The 10,954-nt window shown below is 56.0% G+C and carries 8 protein-coding genes and 1 pseudogene; 5 read left to right on the top strand and 4 right to left on the bottom strand.

Annotation, left to right across the window (positions count from 1 at the left end; all coding sequences use genetic code 11):
* Positions 1 to 179: 179 nt before the first annotated feature.
* From HBN63_RS14370 to HBN63_RS14360, 3 genes are all read left to right on the top strand, one after another.
* On the top strand, positions 180 to 764 hold the full coding sequence (locus HBN63_RS14370) for a response regulator transcription factor (protein ID WP_262498967.1): 585 nt from the start codon (positions 180 to 182) through the stop codon (positions 762 to 764).
* Positions 765 to 835: 71 nt separating this feature from the next.
* Entirely contained in the window at positions 836 to 2,545 is a 1,710-nt protein-coding gene (locus HBN63_RS14365; RefSeq protein WP_170049901.1) for a hybrid sensor histidine kinase/response regulator, read from the top strand.
* 667 nt (positions 2,546 to 3,212) lie between these two features.
* Positions 3,213 to 4,367, top strand: a complete 1,155-nt coding sequence (locus tag HBN63_RS14360) for a tetratricopeptide repeat protein (protein WP_170049900.1) — start codon at positions 3,213 to 3,215, stop codon at positions 4,365 to 4,367.
* A gap of 268 nt (positions 4,368 to 4,635) precedes the next feature.
* On the opposite strand, the gene HBN63_RS14355 is transcribed toward HBN63_RS14360, so the two are convergent.
* From HBN63_RS14355 to HBN63_RS14345, 3 genes are read right to left on the bottom strand one after another with little or no spacing between them, the layout of a single operon-like run.
* Positions 4,636 to 5,961, bottom strand: coding sequence for a TolC family outer membrane protein (locus tag HBN63_RS14355; RefSeq protein WP_178093352.1), 1,326 nt, complete (start codon positions 5,959 to 5,961; stop codon positions 4,636 to 4,638).
* 28 nt (positions 5,962 to 5,989) lie between these two features.
* On the bottom strand, positions 5,990 to 7,318 hold the full coding sequence (locus HBN63_RS14350) for an HlyD family type I secretion periplasmic adaptor subunit (protein WP_262498966.1): 1,329 nt from the start codon (positions 7,316 to 7,318) through the stop codon (positions 5,990 to 5,992).
* A gap of 17 nt (positions 7,319 to 7,335) precedes the next feature.
* Entirely contained in the window at positions 7,336 to 9,042 is a 1,707-nt protein-coding gene (locus HBN63_RS14345; RefSeq protein WP_170049898.1) for a type I secretion system permease/ATPase, read from the bottom strand.
* 41 nt (positions 9,043 to 9,083) lie between these two features.
* Here HBN63_RS14345 and HBN63_RS14340 point away from each other — a divergent pair, with 41 nt between their 5' ends.
* On the top strand, positions 9,084 to 9,650 hold the full coding sequence (locus HBN63_RS14340; RefSeq protein ID WP_170049897.1) for a hypothetical protein: 567 nt from the start codon (positions 9,084 to 9,086) through the stop codon (positions 9,648 to 9,650).
* Positions 9,651 to 9,723: 73 nt separating this feature from the next.
* Positions 9,724 to 9,870, top strand: a pseudogene (locus tag HBN63_RS14335) (Arc family DNA-binding protein); the annotation flags it as partial.
* Positions 9,871 to 10,137: 267 nt separating this feature from the next.
* Here HBN63_RS14335 and HBN63_RS14330 read toward each other — a convergent pair.
* The gene (locus HBN63_RS14330; RefSeq protein ID WP_170049895.1) at positions 10,138 to 10,932 is read right to left on the bottom strand and encodes a SapC family protein; all 795 of its coding nucleotides are present in this window, start codon (positions 10,930 to 10,932) and stop codon (positions 10,138 to 10,140) included.
* Positions 10,933 to 10,954: the final 22 nt, after the last annotated feature.

The following is a 10,954-nucleotide window of genomic DNA, read 5'->3' as shown; positions in this document are numbered from 1 at the left end:
CGGCATCCACAAAGTCAATACCGCTGCACGTCATAAATGACGACCTCGCAGACTTTGATGGCTTTTTTGTAAAAATCAGATTAGCGCCGACTGGTCATTTGGCAAATAGTCCATTTGGACTGATTACTTGCCAAGGCTCACAAGTACGCGATTGAATGAGCATCATGACAACTCATCTAATGCTGATCGATGACCATGCACTGTTCCGATACGGAGTCGGTATGGTCTTGGCTGCAGGGCTGGTTGATATCGAAATTGCAGAAGCGGCCTCACTTGAGCAAGCACTGCTGCAATCTGATGATGCTTTTGACTTGGTCCTGCTTGACCTTCAACTTCAAGGGCTGAATGGTTTGGACGGCATTGCGTTGATCAAGCGCAAATGGCCTCACTCCAAAGTCGTAATAGTTTCCGCGAATCAGGATAAGCACATTCAGGACGAAGCTTTAGCACGCGGGGCGCATGGTTTCATCAGCAAATTAGAAACGCCCAGCCGCATGCTTGAATTGGTCGGCCAAGTACTTGCCGGCCAACTGCCAGCAAGCACCCCAGTACCCAACCCAGACAAGAAGCCAAGGCTTAGCCCACGGCAATCCGAAGTCCTAGAGCTGTTGTGCTTGGGCTTGCCCAACAAGCTGATTGGTCGGCGCCTGAATCTGTCGGAAAATACTGTACGCGGTCACGTCCAGGCCATCCTTCAAACCCTGCAGGTGTCTAGCCGCTCGGAAGCTGCATTCGTGGCGCGTCGTCAGGGGTTAATCAATTGAGAGCAGCGCCACTCCCTAGCAATTTGGAACAGGACATCCGCACAGAGCAGGTGCGGCTGGTATTCCGCAGCATGAAGAGTTCGCTGTATCTGGGCAGCGCCCTGGCACTGACTCTCACCCTGGTTTTCCACAGCGAGGAGAACCACAACGCTGTACTAAGCTGGCTTGCAGCGGTCATCGTGAGCCGCGTAATCAGTGTTGGTTATGCACGCGCTGCTTTACGCCGCGGGATAAACGCGGAAAACACATCTCGGCACATCCATTACATGTGTGTCATCAAGATCCTTGAAGGCGTGGCCTGGGGATCGCTGGTATGGATTGTGATGGGTCATACCAGCCTGGCCGAGCAACTACTGGCTATGGCCTCGCTGGCCGGGGTCAGCGGCAACGCCGTATCGCTGCTAGCCCCCGTATTTCCCTTATTCCTAAGCATGCAGCTCGCCCAACTGGCCGCCATGAGCAGTAGGCTGCTGACACTGGAAGATTCCTCCTTCGCCATTCTCAGTGTCGGCTGCGCGCTGTTCGTAGCCGGTCAGTCTGCCCAGGCTATGCTGGCCCAACGCACCTCCCGGCAATCATTAATACTGCGCTTCGAGAACCTCGATCTGATAGAACGTCTTAAGGTGGAAAGCGAGAACGCCGAACTGGCACGCGGCAAGGCAGAAGAAGCCAACCTGGCGAAATCAAAGTTTCTCGCTGCAGCCAGCCATGACTTGCGTCAGCCAGTACATGCCCAGGAACTGTTCCTCGAAGTGTTGACCAGGAGCGATCTGTCAGACTTTCAACACAAAGTCCTTAACAATGCCCGCGCCGCCAGCCAAGCCTCGGCGCAGATGCTCAACACCTTGCTGGACTTCTCACGCATCGAAGCCGGGGTAATCGAGCCACAAACACGTTCTTTCCTCCTGCAACCACTACTCCACAAGCTCGAAAACGAGCTCGGCGGTCAGGCCGACAACAAGAAAATCGTTTATCGCTGCCGGGAGACCCAGCTGGCGGTGTATTCCGACGAGAACCTGCTGGAATTGATGCTACGCAACCTGATCACTAACGCGATTCGCTACACCGAAACAGGTGGCTTGCTGGTCGGGTGCCGCAAACGCGGCAAAAAAGTCGTGATTGAAGTATTCGATACCGGTATCGGAATCGAACCTTCGCAGCAGCGTGAAATATTTCAGGAGTTCCATCAGTTGGGTAATCCCGAGCGTGACCGGCTCAAGGGTCTCGGCCTGGGTCTTGCAATTACTCAAGGCCTGGCTCAATCGCTTGATCACAGCGTGACGTTATCGTCCCGCCCCGGACGCGGAAGCGTATTCCGCATTAGCCTGCCGTTAGCTACATCTGGTGAAACTAGCGATACATTAGCCTCTCCCAAAGACTCTCAGTTTCAAACTGGGCTGTTACAAGGCTTACGTATTCTTATCATTGATGATGACGAGATGGTACGCGAGGCCATGGTACATTTACTTTCAGACTGGGGATGCGATTGCAAAGCAGTAGAGCACACTAGTGGAGCGTTGGAACTTGTCGAGCAGTGGCCAGCAGAGGTGCTCATCAGCGATTATCGCTTGCGTGAAAACCATACCGGCGCAAATGCCATTGCCCAGATACGGGAAGTAATGGGCACCATCATTCCAGCCTTGATCATAACTGGCGATACAGCTCCAGAACGCTTACGTGAAGCGCTACAAAGCGGTTTGAAACTGCTTCACAAACCGATATCGCCGACTGATCTCTATCAGGCACTAGCCAAAATAGCGCCTGCAAATAGAATCGAATGAATTACACCTGCACGGCCGGACCCTAAATATTCCCATCGTATGTGGCCAAGTTATCTCAACAGCAGAGATTTACTGCTCTGCTGACTTTAATTTTCTATAGGGCTGACTGCTTTAGATAACGATTCCATTTGCCATCTAGGCAGGCCCTCCAGAAGATGTCGATATGCGGGGATGTAACAATCTATCAGCATGATCGCGCGAAAATACCAAACTCGTGCACGCTACTTTTATCGGACTCGCTGCGGTGAGGATGATCCCACTTCAGCGCAGATCTGCGAGGCTTTACTTGCAAGCGCTCAGGAATATCAACCGAACTCATTCAGCACACTGAAGAGCGCGCTTTAGCATGACTAATTATCACGTGGCGATAATAGCGAAGCATGTAAGGCAATTCGAAAGGTCGCCAATCCTGTTCAGTGTTCCCGACGACATCGATGCAGCATTTCAGGATGAGACTGAAGCGATGTACAGCGCATGAAGCTACTGCTCGACACACATATTTAAAAGTGCAGCCGCCAGCACCCAGATCTACAGGTCTGACCGAAAGCGACAAGGCCAAGCCAGACTTTTGCGCTTCAACAACTACACACTGTATAGCTCGATTGCTCAACCGTCGCATCCATGTGACTATCGCTCCCTGCAACCACAGCCAACATGGACTCTAGAATTGCTCAAGCGCGCCCACTACACAATTGCCTTGCCACTAATGGCGGCCCTCCTCGCCCCCGTAGCTTTAGCAGCAAGTAACTCTGACTGCGAAACCGCTCTCAATAAACGAGATCTTGTCGGCGCAAAAGGCATCTGCACGCAAGCACTTGCCTCGCAAAAGGCAGCAGCCAGTGGCAACACACCAGCGCAACTGGAAACGCTCGCGCGCGCGCATGACAACCTCGGCAGCTTGTCCATGCTCAACCAACAGTACCGCGAAGCCGAAACGCACTACCGCGCCAGCCTCGCAGTCAGAACTCGCGCATACGGTAAGAATCATCACAACCTGTCGCACTCGTTAGTCCCTCTGGCCGAGAGCCTGGTACGGCTTAATCAACCTGGCGATGCCGAAAAACTCTTAATACAGACGCTGCAGTTGCGGCAACAAGCTCTGGGAAAGAGGTCGGAGGCAGTAGCCAGGATACATGGCACACTCGCAACCTTTTACATACGCACCAACCAAATAGCAAAAGCCCAGCGCCAGCTTGCAGATCAGATCAGCATACTCGAACAGCTCTACCCTACCGGAGCAACAGCCACAGCCAAGGCCTACAACAGCCTCGCAGTAGTGCGCAAAAAAGAAGGTCAGTTACCGCAAGCAGAAGCCTATTTCCGGCGTTCAATTGATATCTACGAACGCAAAAACGCGGCTAACACACTCGAAATCAGCGCCCCCCTGCTCAACCTGGCGACCCAACTCACAGAGACAAATAAACTCAATGAAGTAGAGTCGTTGCTGCTGCGCGTAAAACGCATTCGCCAGCAATTCGAAGGCGAGGAATCAGTTGGCGTTGCAGACATCCATAACAGACTGGGCGTGCTCTTCAACCTGCTGGGCATGAAGGAAGAAGCAGAAAAGCAACTACGCACAGGCCTGGCAATCAGAGAGAAGCGCTTAGGCACTAACCATATGCTTGTGGCGGAAAGCTGCAATAACCTGGGCATGCTATTGATGCAGGCCAACCGCCTCAATGAAGCCCTAGCAGTGCTGCGCCATGCCACCGTTGTTATCCACTCGCAGACTGGCCCACAAAGCGCGCAGACAATCGCTGCTTGGGAGCAACTGGAAAAACTGTACGGACGTATGATCCAGCAAAACAACAGCGCAGGCTAAACCGCGAGGCCGTGTTGGGCTATAGATGCCCATGATTCGCGACTAAAGCCACCAAATACTCAAATCGCCAAACCGTAGGCTGGGTTAGCGGTGCAGTCCACACCCTTGCCAGCGTTGCAATTGCTGGCAAGGGTGTGGCCCAAACACCGCCATCATGAGTCGGATGCATGGGGTGATGATGTGCCAGTTAGTGCCGGGTTATGCGGTGGTCAAAATCGCTGCTTTGCCAAGGCAATGCGGCTAATCGCTACACCAACCTACGCGACGATCAACCGCGACCAGCAGGCGTGACATCCACCAGCCACTCGTTGACCTTGCGTACATCATCTCGAACCAGAGAACCGCTCCAGCGGCGCAGTACCAGCGAACTCAGAATGAAGTCATATTGCGATTGCAGCAGCGTGCGGCGGGCGGCGTACTCTTCCTTGATGGTGTTCAGCACATCCACCGCGTTCATTACGCCAAAACCAAAGGCCCGCTCAGCGGCTTCACGGGCCTTTGCCGAAGACGCCATGGACTTGCGGGAAGCAGAAATCTTGCTCACACCCGCCTGCGTATCATAAAAAGCCGAGCGCGTTTCCCGAACGACCTGCCGCCTGGCCTGCTCAAACTCTTGCTCGGCCACCATCAAGTCCGAAGCGCTGGCTGAAACTCCCGCACGCGTAGAGCCGCCACTGTAGAGAGGCACCTGAATCCCTAAACTCACTACATAAGTATCAGTGATCTGCGATTGACTGTTCTCATAACCAATATCGCTACGCTGGCCACTCAGGCTCAAACTGACCTTGGGCTTATGCCCACCTGACGCTTGTTGTAATGCAGCCTGCGCAGCACTGACCGCACGGTTACGTGCCTGCAAAACCGGACTCTGGGTCATGGCCTGCTGCACCCAGTATTCACGGTCATACTCCGGCGGCAGGAACACGACCTGCTCACCGACACGTTTCAAGCGCTCGGTAATCTCACGCCCGATCATCTCAGACAGCGCCTCGCGTCCCACCTCCACGGTGTTGCGCGCTTCAATTTCGCGGGATTTTAGCGAATCCACCCGCGCCGAAATTTCCAGCACATCGGTAACCATCGCCAACTGGCGCTCATACAGCGAATTGACGCGTGCCAGATTGCGCTCAGTGGCGCGCAACTCAGCAGATACCAGAGCCAGCTCATCCTCGGCCGCCAAAGCGGTGAAGTAGCGCTCGATCAGATCAAGCGTCGCCTCTTCTTGAGTAATCGCGTACTCCGCTTCCTGCTGCTTTGCCAGTTCGCTATAACGACGGTAGTTGTGCCAGGTTTGTGCGTCATAAATCACTTGGCTCAAAGTCAGTGCGTAGCGCTCACCGTTATAAATCTGCCGGGTGGCGGCATTGTCCTGCGCAGTTCGATTGAGCGTACTGCTGGCACTCAACTGCGGCAGCAACTGGCCAAAGGCCTCGCGCTCACGCAGCGCGCCCCCCTCGCTGCGTGCACGTCCGGCGAGCACACGCGGGTCTTCAAGCTCGGCCTCTTGAAACAACTGCCATAAATCCACCACCTGCTCCTCGCTGGGAACAGCGGCGAGCACCACAGAGGAAAAAGGCGCACTCACGAGCAGCATCACACCACAGAAAAAATGCCGCACAGGCTCAGTCCTCAATCAGTGAACGGGCAAACGCATTGGTCGCTGGCTGCACCAGGTAATTCAATAACGTACGCTCACCAGTATTGATCAGCACTTCGGCTGGCATACCGGGCACCAGGGTTAAGTCACCCAGAGCCTTACGCCCCTTATCGGTCAGCTCGATGCGACCCAGGTAATACGGCACACCCGTTTGCTCATTAACCAAACGGTCGGCGGAAATCTGCGCCAGACGCCCCTCGATCACTGGCGTGGTTGCGCTGTTGAATGCGCTGAAGCGCACATCAGCCAACTTGCCAAGCGCGATTCGGTCGATGTCTATCGGCGATATCTGCGCCTCGACCACCAGATCCTCGCTGGCGGGCACCAGATCCAGCAACGGCGTACCTGGCGCAATCACCCCACCCACCGTGTGCACCTGCATGCCCAGCACCATCCCGGCCTCAGGCGCACGCACGCGCAGACGCTGGGCACGCTCAGCAACCGCGGCGAGGCGTTCGTTCAAATCAAAAATTTTGGTTTGCACCTCGGATTGCAGCGTAACCACCTCCGCGATGAAATCCTTGTTGAGCTGCATGATCTGCAACTCAGTCTCGCCAATTTGCAAGCGCGCGCCGGCAATGGACGAGCGCAATTCTGCGATTTCAGATAGCAGGCGAACCCCATTGCGTTGCTGCTCGCGCAAGCGCTGCTTGTCGACAAAACCCTCTTTAAGCAACGCACTCAAATCGCCGACTTCTTCTTCGTAAAAAGCCGCTTCCTTCTGCTTACCCGCGATCACTGCATTAATGCCGCGAATCTGCTCGTCGAGCTGCACCACACGCTTTTGCAGCACGCCGGTCTCACCCAACCGAGCGGAGCGACGGGCCTGAAACACCTGGGCCTCGTTCTGCTGCGCCTCAAGAACACGCTTATCGGTGCTGGCGGCATCCTGCTGGAAATCAACCGCATCCAGGCCATCGCGCTCCGCTACCAGCCGCGCGTCCAGCGCAACCGATGCAATCAGCTGGCTACGCACCATTTCCAGCTCAGCCAATGCCTGCGTGCCGTCCAGTTCGAGCAGTACATCGCCAGCGGCCACCTGGTCACCGTCGCGCACGTAAATAGCTTTAACAATGCCGCCTTCCAAGTGCTGCACCGTCTTGCGGTAGCTCTTGACCGTAACCACGCCAGACGCAAGAGCCGCGCTGTTCAACGGGGCAAAGGCTGCCCAGGAACCAAACAGGCCGAACGTCACAAACAACACCGCATAGCCGATACGCCGAATCGGTAGATCGTTTGTAGCTAACGGCAGCGATGGCGCAAGGCCCGCAGGGGAAGAATTACTCACGTCCATTTCCATCCTTTAAAGGGTTACGCACGCACTGCTGTTGCCGACTGCTGGGCCTTACTCAACTCGGCCAGCACCTTGTCGCGCGGACCGAACATCGCCAGCGCGCCATCACGCAGCACCATCAGCTTGTCCAGGGCATTGAGCACACTGGTGCGATGAGTAATCACAAACAGCGTACAGCCCGCCTGTTTGAGCTTGACGATGGCCTCGGAGAGTGCACGCTCACCCACATCATCCAGGTTTGAGTTGGGCTCATCCAAGACGATCAACTGCGGCCGCCGATACACCGCTCGCGCCAGGCCGATGCGCTGACGCTGGCCACCAGAAAGGCCACCGCCGGTTGCACCGATCACCGTGTCATAGCCCTGCGGCAATTTGAGAATCAGCTCATGCACACCGGCCAGGCGAGCGGCCTCAACCACGGCCACGGGGTCAACGTTGCCAAAGCGAGCAATGTTCTCGTTGATTGAGCCGTCAAACAACTCGACATCTTGCGGCAGGTAACCGACATGCTGACCAAGCTCTTCACGCTTCCAGGCAAACACATCGGCACCGTCCAGGCGCACGCTGCCCTGCGCTGCGGGCCAAATACCCAGCAGTGCACGGGCCAGGGTCGATTTACCCGACGCACTAGGACCGATAATGCCCACCGCGTCACCGGCTGCCACGTGAAAGTTCAGCCCGACCAGCACCGGCTTTTGCGCCCCAGGCGGCACCACTGCCAGGTTTTCTGCGCTTACCTCGCCACGCGGTGCAGGTAACGACATGCGCTCAGGCTCGGCGGCAACCTGCTCAAGCAGCTCATCGAGCCGCGCATACTGGCCACGCGCCGCAGAAAAGCCCTTCCAGGCACCAATCATTTGATCGATCGGCGCTAACGCCCGGCCCAGCAAAATCGAACCCGCAATCATCAAACCCGGCGTAATCTCCTGTTCGATCGCCAGGTAGGCACCCAAGCCCAGAATCAGCGACTGCACCAACAAACGAAAGGTCTTGGAAAACGCCGCAATACTGCCACCGCGATCACTTGCCGTGCCCTGCAGGGACAACACCTGATGGTTCATCGCCTGCCAGCGCTCACGCAACATACCCAGCATGCCCATGGACTCAACCACCTCGGCATTGCGCAGGTTCTTCTGGGTGAAGGCAGTGGCGGCCAAGTTTTGCTTGTTCGCCTCCAGCAGCGTCGCGTTGGTCAGCCGCTCGTTCAGGAAGGCAAGTGCCACCAACACCAACGCACAACCCACGGCAAACCAACCAAACCAAGGGTGGAACAAAAACATCACAGCCAGATAGATCGGCAGCCAGGGCGCATCGAAAAACGCAAAAAGCCCATTGCCGGTAATGAACTGACGCAAGCCTGTGAGGTCATTTAGTGGCTGGGCCGAGGCCTGCATACCACCTGAGGTGAGCGCCTGCTTGAAGCTGGCGTCATACAGGCGCGGCCCCAGAATCAGATCCAGCCGCGTACTGAGGCGCACCATAATGCGTGAACGTACCCACTCCAGCACGCCCATGGTAACCAGCAGCAGAGTGAGAATCAGGGTCAGCATCATCAACGTCGAATGGCTGCCTGTGGCGACCACCCGGTCATACACCTGCAACATGTAGAACGCGGGCACCAGCATCAGGAAGTTGACGAAAAGACTGAAAAAACCAACAGAGAAAAAGCCACCCTTGCACACAAGCAAGGCAGCTTTCAGGTCAGACAGGGATGGGGGCTTCATGCGCAGGACTCTAAAGACTCAGTAACAAAAAACAGCCCGGGATGATATCACGCAGGCGTCATTATGATGCCAACACCCCCGCCACCTCGCGTGCCTATGTCGTCACTTACAGCCGCCTTGGCAAAAAAATTTGGGGCCGGATTGCCTCTGGGATGCGCCGCAAAAACGCGATAGATACAGAGTTTTATATCGCCAATTTAACAGATACACCCCGTATACCACCCGGCATGACCACGCCGCGGCACACGTGGGCTACCGACGCTTTCGACAACAGCCCGAATAAACAGCGATCTTGGCAATTAGCTGACTTAACTCTATTTATCGCAGCAAATAGCCACAAAAAACCCCAACAAAGCGACACATACAAATTGCCAGCCCACCGCCAAAGCGGTCAACTCGCACCCTTTAAAGCAATGCGAGGTGTGAGCGTTTTCATTGCAACTAAACAACCGGCAGGCACCACCCGGCTGGCTTTATTAACGCGTGTAATCACAGCGATTTCCCTCGCCTGCGTTCGGGCTCTCCACGCCGGCAAGCACTATACTTTTTGTTTGCAGGCAGTAGAATCCGCCATTATTCCGACGTCAAATCTACCGAATGCCAAATAAGGAGCGAGTGCCAGCGCTGCAAAGGGATACCCGAAACGGTTACAAGCGCCCCTGAAAAATTGATGAGGCAAAAATGTTACATCCGCAGAGTTCCAGCCAACCGGCAGTGAAGTTAGTTATCCGCCTGCCAGCCCAGATGAGGGAACGCCTCGCTGAGGTGGCCCAAACCAACCACCGCAGCATGAACTCCGAAATTATCTCCATCCTTGAGCGCGCCCTTGGACCACAAACAAGCATTGCGTAACAAGACGGCGGGATAACGTCGCCATTAACCCACGCACTTTGCATTAAGCAGGGAGGCTTAAGCCGCGCTGCTTTCGGCACAAAGCTGCAGCCCATTGCTTTGGGTGGATCGGGCCGCGTAGGTTAGCCGCGCAGCTCCCTTGCCAACACCTTGATTGCCGCACGCAGCGCAACCTACGCACGGCCCTGCCTCGCAACGAGTGAATCGCAGGGCCGGTTTGTTGAATTGCCCGCACAACAATCCTCACAAACCGGCAAAGCTGATAGTTCCGCCTGTGCTGCCCAGGTTGTCGCCTAGCTCGGCGGCTACCGTTTGCAGGTGGGCGGAGACTTGCTCGTTACGCGACCAAGCCTGATGCATCCCGGCCAGACGCGGCAGGTGCAGCATGGACAAGAGCTGGCTGTAGGCCATCGGCAGTGCCTGGGCCTGGCGTAATCGCAGGAATGCCTGATCGTCCAACGCATTCAGGCGCGCCTCGTCAACCCGAAACAGACCGCGCATCTCGGGCATGCCCGTCGCATCATCTGCGGGGATAACCCAGGGCATGAGCAACCCATGCTGCTGCAGTGCCTTGCACGCCAACTCAGTCTGCTGCCGGGATTGTTCGCGGCGTTCCAGCAGCGGCAATAACTGGCTGACCGCTGCGGATGCCCCACCGTCGGCGCTGAACAATGGCAAGCCTTCGGTGTCTGGGCACAGGAAGCTGCTGTGTGCATCCACGCATATTATGTATTCGCCCGCCGCACTCGGCAGCAAGCTGAACGGGTGGCTACGCAATATGGCAGGCACATAGCCGCCCAGCCAACGGCCATCCGCGGCGACCAGCAGGCTGGCACCAGACCGTACACCGGCCAGCAACACCGGCACATAGGTATCACCGCTGGCGACAAATGCCGTGGGCATGTTTTGCGCCACCCGGGGCAACTCAGCCACCACCAGCGGCTGCAGGGCTTCGCCACGGGCGAAGCCATAATCGGTCGGTTTTTTCCAGTGCAAGCTGGCGTGTTTCACCCGTGAAATTGGCACGTAATTGGCCATCGCCTCTCTCCTTGTATCTGGT

The sequence above is a fragment of the Pseudomonas sp. WS 5011 genome, from assembly GCF_012985775.1.
GTDB classification, from domain to species: domain Bacteria; phylum Pseudomonadota; class Gammaproteobacteria; order Pseudomonadales; family Pseudomonadaceae; genus Aquipseudomonas; species Aquipseudomonas peli.
Note: the sequence above shows the minus strand (reverse complement) of the source record. Positions and strands in the feature narration are given on the sequence as shown.

Excerpts from the sequence above, each read along its gene's own strand:
- HBN63_RS14355 (WP_178093352.1), bottom strand. The coding sequence starts at position 5,961 with ATGCTGCTCGTGAGTGCGCCTTTTTCCTCTGTGGTGCTCGCCGCTGTT.
- HBN63_RS14345 (WP_170049898.1), bottom strand. The coding sequence starts at position 9,042 with ATGAAGCCCCCATCCCTGTCTGACCTGAAAGCTGCCTTGCTTGTGTGC.
- HBN63_RS14350 (WP_262498966.1), bottom strand. The coding sequence starts at position 7,318 with ATGGACGTGAGTAATTCTTCCCCTGCGGGCCTTGCGCCATCGCTGCCG.
- HBN63_RS14340 (WP_170049897.1), top strand. The coding sequence starts at position 9,084 with ATGATATCACGCAGGCGTCATTATGATGCCAACACCCCCGCCACCTCG.
- HBN63_RS14370 (WP_262498967.1), top strand. The coding sequence starts at position 180 with ATGCTGATCGATGACCATGCACTGTTCCGATACGGAGTCGGTATGGTC.
- HBN63_RS14365 (WP_170049901.1), top strand. The coding sequence starts at position 836 with ATGAAGAGTTCGCTGTATCTGGGCAGCGCCCTGGCACTGACTCTCACC.
- HBN63_RS14330 (WP_170049895.1), bottom strand. The coding sequence starts at position 10,932 with ATGGCCAATTACGTGCCAATTTCACGGGTGAAACACGCCAGCTTGCAC.